Annotated in this window: 14 protein-coding genes; 11 read left to right on the top strand and 3 right to left on the bottom strand. The window is 59.2% G+C overall.

Annotated features, from left to right (window positions below; translation table 11 throughout):
* Positions 1-267 precede the first annotated feature (267 nt).
* The 4 genes from KVG95_RS16480 to KVG95_RS16465 all read left to right on the top strand — a co-directional run bounded on the left by KVG95_RS16480 (position 268) and on the right by KVG95_RS16465 (position 5,164).
* Positions 268-747 (top strand): MarR family winged helix-turn-helix transcriptional regulator, encoded by a 480-nt coding sequence (locus KVG95_RS16480; RefSeq protein ID WP_217857167.1) that lies wholly within the window; start codon positions 268-270, stop codon positions 745-747.
* Positions 737-2,206 (top strand): efflux transporter outer membrane subunit, encoded by a 1,470-nt coding sequence (locus tag KVG95_RS16475; RefSeq protein WP_217857166.1) that lies wholly within the window; start codon positions 737-739, stop codon positions 2,204-2,206. Before KVG95_RS16480 ends, KVG95_RS16475 begins: the two co-directional genes overlap by 11 nt.
* Before the next feature lie 15 nt (positions 2,207-2,221).
* Entirely contained in the window at positions 2,222-3,424 is a 1,203-nt protein-coding gene (locus tag KVG95_RS16470; RefSeq protein WP_217857165.1) for an HlyD family secretion protein, read from the top strand.
* A gap of 210 nt (positions 3,425-3,634) precedes the next feature.
* On the top strand, positions 3,635-5,164 hold the full coding sequence (locus KVG95_RS16465) for a DHA2 family efflux MFS transporter permease subunit (protein ID WP_217857164.1): 1,530 nt from the start codon (positions 3,635-3,637) through the stop codon (positions 5,162-5,164).
* Positions 5,165-5,289: 125 nt separating this feature from the next.
* On the opposite strand, the gene lpxH is transcribed toward KVG95_RS16465, so the two are convergent.
* On the bottom strand, positions 5,290-6,042 hold the full coding sequence (gene lpxH / locus KVG95_RS16460; RefSeq protein WP_217857163.1) for a UDP-2,3-diacylglucosamine diphosphatase: 753 nt from the start codon (positions 6,040-6,042) through the stop codon (positions 5,290-5,292).
* Positions 6,039-6,542: a peptidylprolyl isomerase gene (locus KVG95_RS16455; protein WP_052967714.1), complete on the bottom strand. Its 504-nt coding sequence runs from the start codon at positions 6,540-6,542 to the stop codon at positions 6,039-6,041. Before KVG95_RS16455 ends, lpxH begins: the two co-directional genes overlap by 4 nt.
* Positions 6,543-6,807: 265 nt before the next feature.
* Here KVG95_RS16455 and KVG95_RS16450 point away from each other — a divergent pair, with 265 nt between their 5' ends.
* On the top strand, positions 6,808-8,505 hold the full coding sequence (locus tag KVG95_RS16450) for a glutamine--tRNA ligase/YqeY domain fusion protein (protein ID WP_217857162.1): 1,698 nt from the start codon (positions 6,808-6,810) through the stop codon (positions 8,503-8,505).
* A 24-nt stretch (positions 8,506-8,529) separates the two neighbouring features.
* Entirely contained in the window at positions 8,530-9,912 is a 1,383-nt protein-coding gene (cysS, locus tag KVG95_RS16445; protein ID WP_217857161.1) for a cysteine--tRNA ligase, read from the top strand.
* Positions 9,913-10,133: 221 nt separating this feature from the next.
* Here cysS and KVG95_RS16440 read toward each other — a convergent pair whose 3' ends face one another.
* Positions 10,134-11,966: a sigma-54-dependent Fis family transcriptional regulator gene (locus KVG95_RS16440; protein ID WP_217857160.1), complete on the bottom strand. Its 1,833-nt coding sequence runs from the start codon at positions 11,964-11,966 to the stop codon at positions 10,134-10,136.
* Between the two features lie 337 nt (positions 11,967-12,303).
* On the opposite strand from KVG95_RS16440, the gene KVG95_RS16435 reads away from it, so the two are divergent.
* Genes KVG95_RS16435 through KVG95_RS16415 form a run of 5 tightly spaced genes read left to right on the top strand, consistent with a single transcriptional unit; the run spans position 12,304 to position 16,450 of the window.
* Positions 12,304-13,398, top strand: coding sequence for an ABC transporter ATP-binding protein (locus KVG95_RS16435; protein WP_052967036.1), 1,095 nt, complete (start codon positions 12,304-12,306; stop codon positions 13,396-13,398).
* Positions 13,398-14,495 carry an ABC transporter ATP-binding protein gene (locus tag KVG95_RS16430; protein ID WP_217857159.1) on the top strand — a complete coding sequence of 366 codons (1,098 nt, stop codon included), beginning with the start codon at positions 13,398-13,400 and terminating at the stop codon, positions 14,493-14,495. Before KVG95_RS16435 ends, KVG95_RS16430 begins: the two co-directional genes overlap by 1 nt.
* Positions 14,492-15,358: a carbohydrate ABC transporter permease gene (locus KVG95_RS16425; protein WP_052967034.1), complete on the top strand. Its 867-nt coding sequence runs from the start codon at positions 14,492-14,494 to the stop codon at positions 15,356-15,358. The genes KVG95_RS16430 and KVG95_RS16425 overlap by 4 nt, the downstream gene beginning before the upstream one ends.
* Positions 15,359-15,366: 8 nt before the next feature.
* Positions 15,367-16,167, top strand: a complete 801-nt coding sequence (locus KVG95_RS16420) for a carbohydrate ABC transporter permease (RefSeq protein WP_007896138.1) — start codon at positions 15,367-15,369, stop codon at positions 16,165-16,167.
* Between the two features lie 10 nt (positions 16,168-16,177).
* Positions 16,178-16,450, top strand: coding sequence for a DUF2160 domain-containing protein (locus tag KVG95_RS16415; RefSeq protein WP_052967033.1), 273 nt, complete (start codon positions 16,178-16,180; stop codon positions 16,448-16,450).
* Positions 16,451-16,469: the final 19 nt, after the last annotated feature.

Genomic DNA, 16,469 nt, shown 5'->3' with positions numbered 1-16,469 from the left:
TTGCACCATGAGTCTTTTCATGGAGACCGATCGCGGTGTGGGGCTTCTCTTCAAATCGGTAGCGGTCCCATCCACGGCCACTTCACCGCGGGCGATGACTAACGCAGTTAACCTCATCACCTTTTCAGCACGTTCCAACCTCTGATGGAACACAACAACCACTCATCATTGAAATACAAAGCAACCTAACTATTGCGTTGACATTCGCTGCCTAGGCAGTAACATCTCGTCATACATTCTCTGCCTAGGCAGCTAATCGGTGGTTAGATGAAGCATTTCACCCCAGAAAATTTCCAGCATTGCCATCTCGGCCTCCTGCTCGGGCGTGCCGCGCTGCTCAAGGACCGGATCATCGACACACACATGGAACCCCACGGCATCACGGCCGCGCAGTTCAAAGTGCTGATCATCATGGCCCAGTTCGGCGTCAACACTCCGGCTGAGCTGTGCCGTCATCTGTCGCTGGACAGCGGTTCGATGACACGCATGCTTGATCGTCTGGAACAGAAAGGTTTCCTCGCCCGCCAACGCTCCGAGGCAGACCGGCGTCAGGTTCAACTGGTGCTGACCGAACAGGGCCAGCAGCTGACCGACCAGCTGCCGCAGATCGGCGCCGATGCCATGAATGAGCTGGCCGGCGCCATTACCCCGGAAGAATTGAAAACCCTGGAACAAATCCTGAAGAAAATTCTGGTAGCCGCGGGTGACTCGATCACGTTGCTGCGGGTAGGTGGCAATGAACAGTAAAAGCCTGCGTAGCGGCCTGAGCCTGGTGCTGTTGGCCATGAGCCTCGCCGGCTGCGCCAGTTACAGCGGCCTGACCACCGAAGGCGTCAGCCTCGATGCGAAAAATCTCAAGGCCGGGCAATCCCTCAACGGCGTGACCCTCTCGCCCGCGGCGTGGCCAAAAAGCGATTGGTGGAAAAGCCTTGGCGATCCGCAACTCGATGGCCTGATCCGCGAAGCCCTGCACGACAGCCCAGACATGCAAATCGCCGACGCCCGCGCCCATCAGGCCAGCGCCGTTGCCTATGCCGCCGACGCCGCGCGGATGCCGACCCTCGATGCCAGCGCCGGTGTCAGCCGTTCGCGTCTGGCTCGTGATCAGGACCCGAGCGGGCAGGGCGGCACCTATTCCACCGTGCGTAATCTCGGTGCGAGTTTTAATTACAACTTCGACCTTTGGGGCGGCCAGCGCGATGCCTGGGAAGCCGCATTGGGCCAGGCCCGTGCCGCCGAAGTCGATCAGCAAGCCGCGCAGCTGACCTTGTCCGCCGACGTCGCCCGCGCTTACAGCGATTTGGGGCAGGCGCACATCATCCATGACCTGGCCAGCGAAGACCTCAAGCGCACCCAGCAAATGCTCGACCTCAGCCAGCGTCGCCTGAGCTCGGGGATCGACAGCCAGTACCAATTCCAGCAGACCGAAAGCCTGGAAGCCAGCGCCCAAGCCAGCCTGATCGACGCCGAGAAGCGCCTGCAAAGCGCGAAAATTGCCTTGGCGGTGCTGTTGGGCAAAGGTCCGGATCGCGGCAATGAAATCGCCCGACCGAAAGTTCTTCAGGCCAGCGCCGTGGCTTTGCCGTCGGTGCTGCCGGCGGAACTGCTTGGGCGTCGTCCGGACCTGGTGGCGGCACGCTGGCGGGTTGAAGCCGCGAGCAAAAACATCGCGGCGGGCAAGACTCAGTTCTACCCCAACCTCAACCTGAGCGCGGCGGCGGGTGTCGAGTCGTTGCTGGGCGATGCGATGTTCGGTTCCGCCAGTCGCTTCTTCAATGTCGCGCCAACGATCTCGGTGCCGATTTTCGACGGTGGCCGCCTGCGGGCTGACCTCGATTCCCGCGACGCCGATTACGACCTAGCGGTGGCGCAGTACAACAAAAGCCTGGTGAAAGCCTTGGGCGATGTCAGCGACACCATCAACCAATTGCGCGATATCGGCCGGCAAATCGGCGCCCAGCAGCACGCCACCGACATTGCCCAGGATTCTTACAACACCGTGGTCCAGCGCTACGGTTCCGGTATCGGTAATTACCTGGACGTGCTCAGCATCGAGCAGCAATTGCTCCAGGCCCAGCGTCAGCTGGCCAACCTGAATGCCGAGCAGATCGACCTGTCGATTCAACTGATGCAAGCGCTGGGCGGCGGCTTCCAGGGCGAAACCCTGACCGCGGCCAACGCAACCCCAGCCACGCAGCACAACTAATTCAAGGTACCCGTCATGGCCACTGTCGATACATCCCAAGCCCCTGACAACGCTCAAGACACGAGCAATCCACGCAAACGCAAAGTGATGCTGTTTGTACTAACCATCGTGGTGATCCTCGCCGGGCTCGGAGTCTGGGGTTATCACGAATTCTTCGGTCGCTGGAATGAAAGCACCGACGACGCCTATGTGAACGGCAACGTGGTGGAAATCACTCCGCTGGTCACCGGCACCGTGGTCAGTATTGGCGCTGATGATGGCGATCTGGTCCACGAAGGCCAGGTGCTGGTCAACTTCGACCCGAACGACGCCGAAGTCGGTCTGCAAAGTGCCCAGGCCAATCTGGCCCGCACCGTGCGCCAGGTGCGCGGTTTGTACAGCAACGTCGACGGCATGAAAGCCCAGGTCAATGCGCAGCAGGCCGAGGTGCAAAAGGCTCAGGACAACTTCAATCGCCGGAAAAACCTCGCCGCTGGTGGGGCGATTTCCCAGGAAGAACTGTCCCATGCCCGCGACGATCTGACCTCGGCGCAAAACGCCTTGGCCAACGCCAAACAACAGCTCATGACCACCAGCGCGCTAGTGGATGACACCGTGGTGTCGTCGCACCCGGACGTGATGTCCGCCGCCGCGCAATTGCGTCAGGCGTACCTCACCCATGCCCGCAGCACTTTGATCGCGCCGGTCACCGGTTACGTTGCCAAACGCAGTGTGCAACTCGGTCAGCGGGTCCAGCCGGGCACCGCGCTGATGGCGGTGATCCCGCTGGATCAGCTGTGGATCGACGCCAACTTCAAGGAAACCCAACTGCGTGACATGCGCATCGGTCAGCCGGTAGACATCGAGGCCGACCTCTACGGCAGCGACGTCAAATACAGCGGCACCATCGACAGCCTCGGTGCCGGGACCGGCAGCGCGTTTGCCTTGCTGCCGGCGCAGAACGCCACCGGTAACTGGATCAAGATCGTCCAGCGGGTGCCGGTGCGGATTCACATCAACGCCGAAGAACTGGCCAAGCACCCATTGCGGGTCGGCCTGTCGACTCAGGTCGATGTGAACCTGCGTGACCAGAGCGGTCCGGTGCTGGCGCAACAGCCGCCGCAAAAGGCTTCGTTCAGCACCGGCATCTACGACCGTCAGTTGGCCGAGGCCGATGCGATGATCACCCAGCTAATCCACGACAACAGCGCCGCGGTCACTAAAACCGCGCACCGCTGATTCGCCATCACACCGACCCTGTGGGAGCGAGCTTTTGTGGCGAGGGGGCTTGTCGGAACGCCGCATCGCCCCGTTGGACTGCGCAGCAGTCCCATCTTCTAGGGCCGCTTCGCGACCCAACGGGGCAAGCCCCCTCGCCACAGCTCGCTCCCACAAGGTCAGCTGCGTCAGTAACAGGCGCTGCGCCAATCAGGTTTCAAAGGATTTGCGATGAGCAATAACGCGTCTTTCACGCCGCCCAGCCTGCTGCTCAGCACCATCGGCCTGTCGCTGGCGACCTTCATGCAGGTGCTCGACACCACTATCGCCAACGTGGCCTTGCCGACGATTTCCGGCAACCTGGGCGTGAGTTCGGAGCAGGGCACCTGGGTCATCACCTCGTTTGCCGTAAGCAACGCCATTGCGCTGCCGCTGACCGGTTGGCTCAGCCGGCGTTTTGGTGAGGTGAAGCTGTTTCTCTGGGCGACGATGCTGTTCGTGCTGGCGTCGTTTCTCTGTGGCATCTCGACCTCAATGCCGGAGCTGATCGGCTTTCGGGTGCTTCAAGGCCTGGTGGCCGGGCCGTTGTATCCGATGACGCAGACGCTGTTGATCGCGGTCTATCCGCCCGCCAGGCGAGGCATGGCCCTGGCGTTGCTGGCGATGGTCACGGTGGTGGCGCCGATTGCAGGGCCGATTCTTGGCGGCTGGATCACCGACAGTTACAGCTGGCCGTGGATTTTCTTTATCAACGTGCCAATCGGGATTTTCGCAGTGATGGTGGTGCGCCAGCAACTCAAGGCGCGTCCAGTGGTGACCAGTTACCAGCCGATGGATTACGTGGGTTTGATCACGTTGATTATTGGCGTCGGCGCGTTGCAGGTGATCCTCGACAAGGGCAATGACCTGGACTGGTTTGAGTCGAATTTCATCATCATCGGCGCGGCTATTTCAGTGATTGCGCTGGCGGTGTTCGTGATCTGGGAAATGACCGACAAGCATCCGGTGGTCAACCTGCGGCTGTTCGCTTACCGCAATTTCCGCATCGGCACCATTGTGTTGGTGGGCGGCTACGCCGGGTTCTTCGGCATCAACCTGATCCTGCCGCAATGGTTGCAAACCCAAATGGGCTATACCGCCACCTGGGCCGGATTGGCGGTGGCGCCGATCGGTATTCTTCCGGTGCTGCTGTCGCCGTTTGTCGGCAAGTATGCGCATAAGTTCGACCTGCGACTGCTGGCCGGTGGCGCGTTCCTTTGCATCGGTTTGAGTTGCTTCATGCGCGCCGGGTTTACCAACGAAGTGGACTTCCAGCACATCGCGCTGGTGCAGTTGTTCATGGGCATTGGCGTGGCGCTGTTCTTCATGCCGACCTTGAGCATTTTGATGTCGGATTTGCCACCGAGCCAGATTGCCGATGGCGCGGGCCTTGCGACGTTCCTGCGGACCTTGGGCGGCAGTTTTGCGGCGTCGCTGACCACCTGGATCTGGATTCGCCGCGCCGATCAGCACCATGCGTATTTGAGTGAAAGCATCACCACGTACGAGCCGGCGACCCGGGATGCCTTGAATGCGTTGGGCGGGGCGGGTAACCCGGCTTACGCGCAGCTGGATCATGTGCTGACCAGCCAGGCGTACATGCTCTCCACCGTTGATTACTTCACGTTGCTGGGATGGGCGTTCATGGGGTTGATTCTGCTGGTGTGGCTGGCGAAACCGCCGTTTGCGGCGAAGGCAGGACCGGCCTCGGCAGGCCATTGAGGCAAAACGCGGTCAATGTGGGAGCGGGCTTGCTCGCGAAGGCGGTGTGACAGTCAACAGAGATGCTGAATGTGAATCCGTCTTCGCGAGCAAGCCCGCTCCCACAAGGGTTTTGTGTTTGGCCGTTAGTTTGCGGGTGCTGCCAGTTGTGGCGGCGGGGTGAAATCAAACGGCGCCAACGCAAACCCTTGCTCATCCACCTGCAACGCCCAGCCCTGACGATCCCAATCCCCCAACACAATGCGTTTGGCCGACTGCTCGCCAATCTGCAATTTGTGGATGGCGGGGCGATGGGTGTGCCCGTGGATCAAGGTCTTCACACCATATTGCTGCATGACCCGCGGCACTTCTTCCGGAGTGACATCAACAATGTCATTGGCCTTCATCCGCGTTTGTGCACGGCTTTCACTTCGCAGCTTGCGCCCCAGTTTGTGGCGAGTGCGCAAGGGCAGATGCCGCAGGATGAACAGGGTAATCGGGTTGCGCAGGTAGCGCCGCAGCTTCATATAAGCTTCGTCGCGGGTGCAGAGGCTGTCGCCGTGCATCAACAGCACTGGCTCGCCGTAAAACTGCACGACACTCGGGTCTTTCAACAACGTGCAGCCGGCCTGTTTGCAGAAGGCCTGGCCAAGCATGAAGTCGCGATTGCCGTGCATCAGAAAAATGGCCGTGCCGCTGTCGCTAAGTTCGCGCAGGGCCTGGCAGATGGAACGCTGGAAGGCTGTCATGGCATCGTCGCCAATCCACGCCTCGAAAAAGTCGCCCAGAATATACAGCGCACTCGCGGAGCGGGCACGTCTAGCGAGCAAATCCAGAAACGCCCGGGTAATGTCCGGGCGCTCCTCTTCCAGATGCAAGTCTGAAATCAGCAGTATCACTCAATGATCTCGGCTTTCTCGATGATCACGTCTTCTGCTGGTACGTCCTGGTGGCCGGCTTTGGAAGTCGTGGCCACGCCTTTGATCTTGTCGACCACGTCGGTGCCTTCGACTACTTTGGCGAATACGGCGTAGCCCCAACCCTGAGCGGTTTTGCCGCTGTGGTTCAGGAAGCTGTTGTCAGCCACGTTGATGAAGAACTGGGCGGAAGCCGAATGCGGCTCCATGGTCCGGGCCATGGCTACGCTGTACTTCACGTTCGGCAGGCCGTTGTCGGCTTCGTTCTGGATGCTTGGGCGCTTGTCTTTCTTTTCTTTCATGCCTGGCTCGAAACCGCCGCCCTGGATCATGAAGTTACCGATGACACGGTGGAAAACAGTGTTTTCGTAGTGACCGGCTTTAACGTACTCGATGAAGTTGGCCACGGTGATCGGGGCTTTCTCAGCGTTCAGCTCCAGGACGATGTCGCCATGGTTGGTGGTCAGTTTGACTTGGGTCATGATCGGTACTCTTTTTTCTATGAATTCGTGGGTTTCGGGGCGTTCAGGCCCTCAACCAGTCCGGCCAGTGTCGGCCAAGGCAGGCAGTTTAGCGTGCCGGGCGCGAATTTCGAGGCTGTTTTTCATTGGCAGCCGATTAAATGCAGCCGATTGCCGGCCTGCTCTGTCAGCCACTTGACAGCATCGGCTATGATAAGCCCCTTTGATTTATAACAGCCGCTTTGATTTGGCCAACTGGCCGCGCACTTGTACGTTCAAGGATCCTATGAGCAAGCCCACTGTCGACCCTACCTCGAATTCCAAGACCGGCCCTGCCGTGCCGGTCAATTTCCTGCGCCCGATCATCCAGGCGGACCTGGACTCGGGTAAGCACACGCAGATCGTCACCCGTTTCCCGCCTGAGCCCAACGGCTACCTGCACATCGGTCACGCCAAGTCGATCTGTGTGAACTTCGGTCTGGCTCAGGAATTCGGCGGCGTCACGCACCTGCGTTTCGACGACACCAACCCGGCCAAGGAAGACCAGGAATACATCGACGCGATCGAAAGCGACGTCAAATGGCTGGGCTTCGAATGGTCCGGTGAAGTGCGCTATGCCTCGCAGTATTTCGACCAGTTGCACGACTGGGCGGTTGAGCTGATCAAGGCCGGCAAGGCTTACGTTGATGACTTGAGCCCTGAACAAGCCAAGGAATATCGCGGCACGCTGACCGAGCCGGGCAAGAACAGCCCGTTCCGTGACCGCTCCGTCGAAGAAAACCTCGACTGGTTCGCCCGCATGCGCGCCGGTGAATTCCCGGACGGCGCACGTGTGCTGCGGGCCAAGATCGACATGGCCTCGCCGAACATGAACCTGCGCGACCCGATCATGTATCGCATCCGTCACGCGCATCACCACCAGACCGGCGACAAGTGGTGCATCTACCCGAACTACGACTTCACCCACGGTCAGTCGGACGCCATCGAAGGCATCACCCATTCGATCTGCACCCTGGAGTTCGAAAGCCACCGTCCGCTGTACGAGTGGTTCCTCGACAACCTGCCCGTACCGGCGAAGCCGCGTCAGTATGAGTTCAGCCGCCTGAACCTGAACTACACCATCACCAGCAAGCGCAAGCTCAAGCAACTGGTCGATGAAAAGCACGTTCATGGCTGGGACGATCCGCGCATGTCCACGCTGTCGGGCTTCCGCCGCCGTGGCTACACGCCGAAATCGATCCGCAACTTCTGCGAAATGATCGGCACCAACCGTTCCGACGGCGTCGTCGATTTCGGCATGCTCGAATTCAGCATCCGTGACGACCTCGACCACAGCGCCCCGCGTGCCATGTGCGTATTGCGTCCGCTGAAAGTCGTGATCACCAACTACCCGGAAGGCCAGGTCGAAAACCTCGAATTGGCGTGCCACCCGAAAGAAGACATGGGCGTGCGCGTATTGCCATTTGCCCGTGAACTCTACATCGACCGTGAAGACTTCATGGAAGAGCCGCCAAAAGGCTACAAGCGCCTGGAGCCGAACGGCGAAGTGCGTCTGCGCGGCAGCTACGTGATCCGTGCCGACGAAGCGATCAAGGACGCCGATGGCAACATCGTCGAACTGCGTTGCTCCTACGATCCGCAAACCCTGGGCAAGAACCCTGAAGGCCGCAAGGTCAAAGGCGTGGTGCACTGGGTGCCGGCCGCGGCCAGCGTCGAATGCGAAGTGCGTCTGTACGATCGCCTGTTCCGTTCGGCCAACCCTGAAAAGGCCGAAGACAGCGCCAGTTTCCTGGACAACATCAACCCTGACTCGCTGCAAGTCCTCACCGGTTGTCGTGCCGAACCTTCGCTTGGCAATGCACAGCCGGAAGACCGTTTCCAGTTCGAGCGCGAAGGTTACTTCGTCGCGGATATCAAGGACTCGAAGCCCGGTCATCCGGTGTTCAACCGTACCGTGACCCTGCGCGATTCGTGGGGCCAGTGATTCAGCGTTAAGGAAGGAGCATTCGTGCTTACGATCTACAACACGCTCACCAAGAGCAAAGAAGTCTTCAAGCCTCTGGATGGCAACAATGTGCGCATGTACGTCTGCGGGATGACCGTGTACGACTACTGCCACATTGGCCATGGCCGCAGCATGGTCGCGTTCGACCTGGTGACCCGCTGGTTGCGGTTCAGCGGTTATAACCTGACCTATGTGCGCAACATCACCGACATCGAAGACAAGATCATCAATCGGGCGAAGGAAAACGGCGAGCCGTTCGACGCGCTGACCGAGCGCATGATCACCGCGATGCACGAGGACGAGGCGCGCCTCAACATCCTCAAGCCGGACATGGAACCGCGGGCCACCGATCATATCCCTGGCATGCAGAGCATGATCCAGACCCTGATCGACAAGGGCTATGCCTATGCACCGGGCAATGGCGACGTGTACTACCGCGTCGCCAAGTTCATGGGCTACGGCAAGCTGTCGCGCAAGAAGATCGAAGACCTGCGCATCGGCGCCCGGATCGAAGTCGATGAGTCCAAGCAGGACCCGCTGGACTTCGTGCTGTGGAAAGGCGCCAAGCCGGGCGAGCCGAGCTGGCCTTCGCCGTGGGGCGATGGACGTCCGGGCTGGCACATCGAGTGCTCGGTGATGTCGACCTGCTGCCTCGGCGAGACCTTCGACATTCATGGCGGCGGCAGCGACCTTGAGTTCCCGCACCATGAAAACGAAATCGCCCAGAGCGAAGCGGCCACTGGCAAGACCTACGCCAACACGTGGATGCATTGCGGCATGATTCGCATCAATGGCGAGAAGATGTCCAAGTCCTTGAACAACTTCTTCACCATTCGCGACGTGCTGGAAAAGTACCACCCGGAAGTCGTGCGTTATCTGCTGGTGTCGAGCCACTACCGCAGCGCGATCAACTATTCGGAAGACAATCTCAAGGACGCCAAGGGCGCACTCGAGCGTTTCTACCACGCGTTGAAAGGCCTGCCGAAGGTGGCGCCGGCTGGTGGCGAACCCTTCGTCGAGCGCTTCACTCAGGTGATGAACGACGACTTCGGTACTCCGGAAGCTTGTGCGGTACTGTTCGAGATGGTTCGCGAGATCAACCGTCTGCGCGAGAGCGATCTCGATGCGGCGGCGGGTTTGGCGGCTCGTTTGAAAGAATTGGCGAGCGTGTTGGGTGTGTTGCAACTTGAAGCCGATGACTTCCTGCAGGCCGGTGCCGAAGGGCGGGTTGATGCGGCTGAGGTCGATGCACTGATCCAGGCTCGTTTGACGGCTCGTGCCAATAAGGACTGGGCCGAATCCGACCGCATCCGCGACCAGCTTACCGCCATGGGCGTAGTGCTGGAAGACGGGAAGGGCGGGACGACCTGGCGATTGGCTGACTGATTGCTGTGTAGTGCTTACAAAACAAAACCCGCCTTGTGCGGGTTTTTGTTTTTGGGGTGGCCGCTAATTCTGCAGTGACAGGACTGACGCCTTCGCGAGCAAGCCCGCTCCCACACTGGATTTGTGACGTACACAAAACTCAAACACACCGAAGATCAAATGTGGGAGCGGGCTTGCTCGCGAAGGTCTCAAGCCGAACGCCGCTAGTGCGGCTCACTCAATTATTCAGCCTGGCGTAGGCGTTTATAGAGGGTATTGCGGCTCACCCCGAGCCGACGGGCTAAATGGGAAATATTCCCCCCAGCCGCCTGCAACTGCCGATTCAATTGCTCGGCATCATTCAAATCAACCGCCAATGTCTCCGGTGAATCCACCGGCTCCATCTCCAGATCGACAAAAAAATCATCCGGCAAATGCTCCAGCCGCACGGGTTGTTCCTCGGCCATGGCCAGTGCCACCTGCATCACGCTGCTGACCTGACGCAAATTCCCTGGCCACGGATGGCGGCTGAACAGCTCCATCACTTCACGGCTCAAGCCAGCCCATTGGCTCGGTTCGCGGTGCTGTTCCCACAGTCGTTTGAACAGCGCTTCCTTATCGCTGCGTTCCCGTAGCGGCGGCAGTTCCAGGGTCAAACCACCGATGCGGTAATACAAATCCTCACGAAACCGTCCCAGCTGAACCTGTTCGCGCAACGAGCGGTTGGTCGCTGAAATGATCCGTATGTCCACCGGGAACAGCTCACTGCTGCCCACCGGTTGCACGCAACGCTCCTGCAACACCCGCAGCAACCGGGCCTGGGTCGGCAGCGGCATGTCGCCGATTTCATCGAGGAACAGGGTGCCTTTGTCGGCCTTGCGGATCAGCCCGATGCTGCCTTTCTGGTTGGCGCCGGTGAATGCGCCTTTCTCATAGCCAAACAGCTCGGATTCCACCAGTTCGGCGGGGATCGCTGCACAGTTGACGGCAATGAACGGCTGTTTGCTGCGTGAACTGGCCTGATGCAGGGCTTTAACGAAAACTTCCTTGCCGACCCCGGTTTCCCCGTGGATTAACAGCGGAATGTCCTTTTCCAGCAAGCGTTCGGCCTGGCGCACGGCTTTTTCCACACGGCTGTCGCCAAAGTGCAGGGTATTGAGGCTGATCGCGGCGGGCGCCATCACGGTGGATTCGGCAAACACTCGCGCCTGAATAGGTACCTGTTTCGGCCGCTTCAACAGGCATTGAAAACGGTTGCGCCCCGAGGCTTGCAGGGCAAACGGCAGACCGTCCGGCTGGTTTAGCAGTTCCAGCAAAGAGACTTTGAACAGGCTTTCGACGCTGACCCGCGACAGGCTGATGCCCAGTAGATTGTCGGCCCGGCGATTGGCGGACAGCACCTGACCGGTTTCATCGAAGATCAGCAACCCGGCCCATTGGCTGTCGAGGTTGTTCAGCCCAGTGTTGAAGGTCAGTTGGAAATGCTGGCCGTGGAACAGGTTGAGGATCAGCCGGTTCTCCACGGTCTGACTCATCATCTTGACCATGCCCAAGGTGTGCGATGGCGGCAGGTAGCTGTCGCTGGACACATCCAGCACCGCGATCACCTTGCGCTCGGCATCGAAAATCGGCGCGGCAGAACCGGTCATGAAGCGGTTGGCCTTGAGAAAATGTTCATCGTGCTCGATGTGCACCGCCTGCTCGCAAGCCAGTGCGGTGCCGATCGCATTGGTGCCGCTGCAACGTTCCATCCAGCTGGCGCCGGCGCTGAAACCGCGAGTCAGGTTCGGCTCGATGAAACGCTGGGTACCCCAGGACGTCAGCACCTGGCCCTGATTGTCGGCGAGCATGATCAGGCAATTGGAGTTGCTGAGGATGTTCTCGTAATACGGCAGGACTTCCTGATGGGTGGTCTGCACCAGTGAATGCTGGCTCTCCAGCAACTGGGCGATACCATCAGCCGGCAGCTGATCGAACGCCGGCGCGCTCTGATGATCGAGCCCGAACGCGCGGCAGCGGGACCAGGAGTCCTGGATGATGGCGTCGTGGGAGAGCGGCGGGGCAGGTGCGGCCATGGCATTCAGCCTCTGAATAAAGCTTTTTATTGTTGTTATGAGATTCCATGTGGGAGCGGGCTTGCTCGCGAATGCGGTGGGTCAAACACCAATAATGTGTCTGACCCACCGCATTCGCGAGCAAGCCCGCTCCCACAGAGTGTTGTTCACATTTGTTCATTGTCAACCTTTGAACTGTTCAATTGTTCAGTCGCGGTTGTTCATTTCTGTTCAGCAACGAACGCGGTTTTCCCTTCTTTTTCGTTTTTTTCAAGCCAGATCAATTGCTTGGAATTTCTGGCACGAATGTCGCTGTAGTGCTCCGGTCGCTTGACTCCAATAATAAAAAGGCCGAGCCATGTCACTAATCCTGGAGCACGTCAGTCGCACCGTCGAGGGTCAGACCTGGATCGACGATGCGTGCCTTAACTTCGAACCCGGATCGTTCAACGTTTTGCTCGGTCGCACGCTGTCCGGCAAAACCAGCCTCATGCGCCTGATGGCAGGTCTGGACAAGCCCGACAGCGGCCGCATCCTGATGAATGGCGTCGACGTCACCCAGCGCCCGGTGCGTTTGCGCAACGTATCGATGGTTTATCAGCAGTTCATCAATTACCCGACCATGACGGTGTTCGAGAACATCGCCTCGCCGCTGCGTCAGTCCGGCGTTTCCAGTGAGCTGATCCAGAGTAAAGTGCTGGAAACCGCGAAGATGCTGCGCATCGAGAAATTCCTCCAGCGTTATCCTTTGGAACTCTCCGGCGGCCAGCAACAGCGCACGGCGATGGCCCGGGCGCTGGTCAAGGACGCCGAGCTGATTCTGTTCGACGAGCCGCTGGTCAACCTCGACTACAAGCTGCGCGAAGAGCTGCGTCAGGAAATGCGCGAGCTGTTCAAGGCCCGGCACACCATCGCGATTTACGCCACCACAGAACCCAACGAAGCCCTGGCGCTGGGCGGCACCACCACGATTCTTCACGAAGGTCGGGTGATTCAGAGCGGCAAGTCCTCCGAGGTTTATCACCAGCCGCAAACCGTGCTGGCGGCGGAATTGTTCTCCGAACCGCCGATCAACTTGATGCCGGGGCGTATCGCCGGCAACGAAGTCAGTTTCGCCAATTTTGTGCACTTCCCGTTGAACGTCGATCTGCGACCGGTGGGCGAGGGCGAGTTCCGTTTCGGCGTGCGCCCCAGCCACATTTCCCTAGTGCCGAGCAACGACGATGACCTGGAGCTGGCGGTGACCGTCGAGGTGGCCGAGATCAGCGGTTCGGAAACCTTCCTGCACGTGCGCAATGAGTATTTCCTGCTGGTGCTGCACTTGCCGGGTGTTCACGAATACGACGTCGATGCGCCGATTCGCATCTATATCCCGACCCATAAACTGTTTGTGTTCGATATGCAGGGGCAGCTGGTTCAGGCGCCCGGTCGGCGCATTGCGAGGGTTGCCTGATGGCCGAAATCCGTTTGCAGAACCTTGCCCACAGCTACACCCCAACGCCGACCGGCCCTGAGGATTACGCGATCCGCGAGATGGATCATGTCTGGGAGCAGGGCGGTGCTTATGCGCTGCTCGGGCCTTCGGGGTGTGGCAAGTCGACCTTGCTCAACATCATTTCCGGGTTGCTCAGTCCGTCTCAGGGCCAAGTGCTGTTCGACAGTAAAGTGGTCAACGAACTGACCCCGGAAAAGCGCAACATCGCCCAGGTTTTCCAGTTCCCGGTGGTCTACGACACCATGACGGTGTTCGATAACCTTGCCTTTCCATTACGCAATCAGGGCATGGACGAGGCGAAAATTCACACCAAAGTGCACGAAATCGCTGAAGTCCTCGACCTCCAGGCATTGCTGTCCAAGAAGGCGCGCAACCTCACCGCCGATGAAAAGCAGAAAGTCTCCATGGGCCGTGGGCTGGTGCGCGATGACGTGTCGGCGATCCTCTTCGATGAACCGCTGACGGTGATCGACCCGCACCTGAAGTGGAAGCTGCGACGCAAGCTCAAGCAGATCCACGAGCAGTTCAACATCACCATGGTCTACGTCACCCACGATCAGCTCGAGGCTTCGACCTTCGCTGACAAGATCGCGGTGATGTATGGCGGCCAAATCGTGCAGTTCGGTACGCCACGGGAATTGTTCGAGCGACCGAGCCACACCTTTGTCGGTTATTTCATTGGCAGCCCGGGGATGAACCTGATCGAGGTCCAGCCACAAGCCGGCGGTGTCGGTTTTGCCGGGACCCATTTGCCGCTGTCCGACGCGATGCAGAAACGAATCGCCGAGTCCGAATGGAAAACCCTGAAGGTCGGCATTCGTCCGGAGTTCGTTCATGTGTGGGACGAACCCTGTGATGACGCGATGCAGGCACAGGTCGTACACGTCGAAGACTTGGGCACCTACAAGATCATGACCCTGAATCTCGACGGCGCGCCGCTGAAAGTACGCTTGGCCGAAGACAAACCAGTGCCCGAAGGCACGGCGTACATCAGTTTTCCGGCGCAATGGCTGATGGTCTATGCCGATGAATACCTGCTGGAGGTGCTGCCATGAACAAGGTGCAGAACAACAAGGCCTGGTGGCTGGTATTGCCGGTGTTCCTGCTGGTGGCATTCAGTGCGGTGATCCCGATGATGACCGTGGTCAACTACTCGGTGCAGGACATCTTCGACCAGTCCAGCCGCTACTTCGTCGGTGCCGACTGGTACAGGCAGGTGCTGCTCGACCCACGGTTGCATGATTCGCTGCTGCGCCAGTTCATCTACTCCGGCTGCGTGCTGTTGATCGAAATTCCGTTGGGTATCGCCATCGCCCTGACCATGCCGATCAAGGGCCGTTGGTCGTCGCTGGTGCTGATTATTCTGGCGATTCCGCTGCTGATTCCGTGGAACGTGGTCGGCACCATCTGGCAGATTTTCGGCCGGGCCGACATCGGGTTGCTCGGTTCGAGCCTCAATGCCATGGGCATCAACTACAACTATGCGTCCAACACCATGGACGCCTGGGTCACGGTGTTGGTGATGGACGTGTGGCACTGGACGTCGCTGGTGGCGCTGTTGTGTTTCTCCGGCTTGCGGGCGATTCCGGACGTGTATTACCAGGCGGCGCGGATTGATCGGGCATCGGCCTGGGCGGTTTTCCGACACATCCAGTTGCCCAAGCTCAAGAGTGTGCTGCTGATCGCGGTGATGCTGCGGTTCATGGACAGTTTCATGATCTATACCGAACCGTTCGTACTGACCGGTGGCGGTCCGGGGAATGCCACGACTTTCTTGAGTCAGACACTGACCCAAATGGCCATCGGGCAGTTCGACCTTGGCCCGGCGGCGGCTTTCTCGCTGGTGTACTTCCTGATCATCCTGTTGGTGTCGTGGCTGTTCTATACCGCCATGACTCACTCTGACGCCAATCGGTGAGGCCTGCCATGAGCAAGAGAAAGCTAATCCCGTTGCTGATCTACATCCTGTTCCTGCTGGTGCCGATCTACTGGCTGCTGAACATGTCCTTCAAGAGCAACACTGAAATCCTCGGCGGTCTGACGCTGTTTCCCCAGGATTTCACCTTTGCAAACTACAAGGTGATCTTCACTGACCCGAGCTGGTACACCGGTTATCTCAACTCGCTGTACTACGTGAGCCTGAACACGGTGATCTCCCTGAGCGTGGCGCTGCCGGCGGCGTATGCGTTTTCGCGCTATCGTTTCCTCGGCGACAAACACCTGTTTTTCTGGCTGCTGACCAACCGCATGGCACCACCGGCGGTGTTCCTGTTGCCGTTTTTTCAGTTGTATTCCTCGATTGGGCTGTTCGATACCCATATCGCGGTGGCGCTGGCTCACTGTCTGTTCAACGTGCCGTTGGCGGTGTGGATTCTTGAGGGCTTCATGTCTGGCGTTCCCAAGGAAATTGACGAAACCGCCTACATCGACGGCTACAGTTTCCCCAAGTTCTTCGTGAAGATCTTCGTCCCGCTGATCGGCTCCGGGATCGGCGTCACGGCGTTTTTCTGCTTCATGTTTTCCTGGGTCGAGCTGTTGCTGGCGCGAACCCTGACCTCGGTGAACGCCAAACCCATCGCGGCGGTGATGACCCGCACGGTCTCGGCGTCCGGCATCGACTGGGGTGTGCTGGCGGCGGCGGGGGTGTTGACCATCCTGCCGGGCATGCTGGTGATCTGGTTTGTTCGCAACCACGTGGCCAAAGGCTTTGCCCTGGGTCGGGTATGAGGAACTGATGATGGAATGGATGAGTTGGACCGGCCCCACGGCGGCATTCTTTAGCGTCATTGCCTTGATCCTGGCGGGCATGACGACCTGGGAGTTGCGTTCGCCGAGTGTCCCTCGGCGTGGTTTTTTGCCGATTGCTACTACTCGTGGCGATCGGCTGTTTATCGGTCTTCTCGGCAGCGCCTACCTGCATTTGCTGGTAATCGGCGTCACCGACTGGAGCATCTGGGTAGCGTTCGCGTTGTCCCTGGTGTGGCTGTTGGCTGTGATGCGTTGGGGCTAGTCGAATCGCTCGGCAATGT

The sequence above is a fragment of the Pseudomonas farris genome (genome assembly GCF_019145235.1).
Lineage (GTDB): Bacteria > Pseudomonadota > Gammaproteobacteria > Pseudomonadales > Pseudomonadaceae > Aquipseudomonas > Aquipseudomonas farris.
Note: the sequence above shows the minus strand (reverse complement) of the source record. Positions and strands in the feature narration are given on the sequence as shown.

Bases quoted from the DNA above. Each gene is read 5' to 3' on its own strand.
- KVG95_RS16480 (WP_217857167.1), top strand. From the start codon at position 268: ATGAAGCATTTCACCCCAGAAAATTTCCAGCATTGCCATCTCGGCCTC.
- KVG95_RS16475 (WP_217857166.1), top strand. From the start codon at position 737: ATGAACAGTAAAAGCCTGCGTAGCGGCCTGAGCCTGGTGCTGTTGGCC.
- KVG95_RS16470 (WP_217857165.1), top strand. From the start codon at position 2,222: ATGGCCACTGTCGATACATCCCAAGCCCCTGACAACGCTCAAGACACG.
- KVG95_RS16465 (WP_217857164.1), top strand. From the start codon at position 3,635: ATGAGCAATAACGCGTCTTTCACGCCGCCCAGCCTGCTGCTCAGCACC.
- KVG95_RS16455 (WP_052967714.1), bottom strand. From the start codon at position 6,542: ATGACCCAAGTCAAACTGACCACCAACCATGGCGACATCGTCCTGGAG.
- KVG95_RS16450 (WP_217857162.1), top strand. From the start codon at position 6,808: ATGAGCAAGCCCACTGTCGACCCTACCTCGAATTCCAAGACCGGCCCT.
- KVG95_RS16440 (WP_217857160.1), bottom strand. From the start codon at position 11,966: ATGGCCGCACCTGCCCCGCCGCTCTCCCACGACGCCATCATCCAGGAC.
- KVG95_RS16435 (WP_052967036.1), top strand. From the start codon at position 12,304: ATGTCACTAATCCTGGAGCACGTCAGTCGCACCGTCGAGGGTCAGACC.
- KVG95_RS16430 (WP_217857159.1), top strand. From the start codon at position 13,398: ATGGCCGAAATCCGTTTGCAGAACCTTGCCCACAGCTACACCCCAACG.
- KVG95_RS16425 (WP_052967034.1), top strand. From the start codon at position 14,492: ATGAACAAGGTGCAGAACAACAAGGCCTGGTGGCTGGTATTGCCGGTG.
- KVG95_RS16420 (WP_007896138.1), top strand. From the start codon at position 15,367: ATGAGCAAGAGAAAGCTAATCCCGTTGCTGATCTACATCCTGTTCCTG.
- KVG95_RS16415 (WP_052967033.1), top strand. From the start codon at position 16,178: ATGGAATGGATGAGTTGGACCGGCCCCACGGCGGCATTCTTTAGCGTC.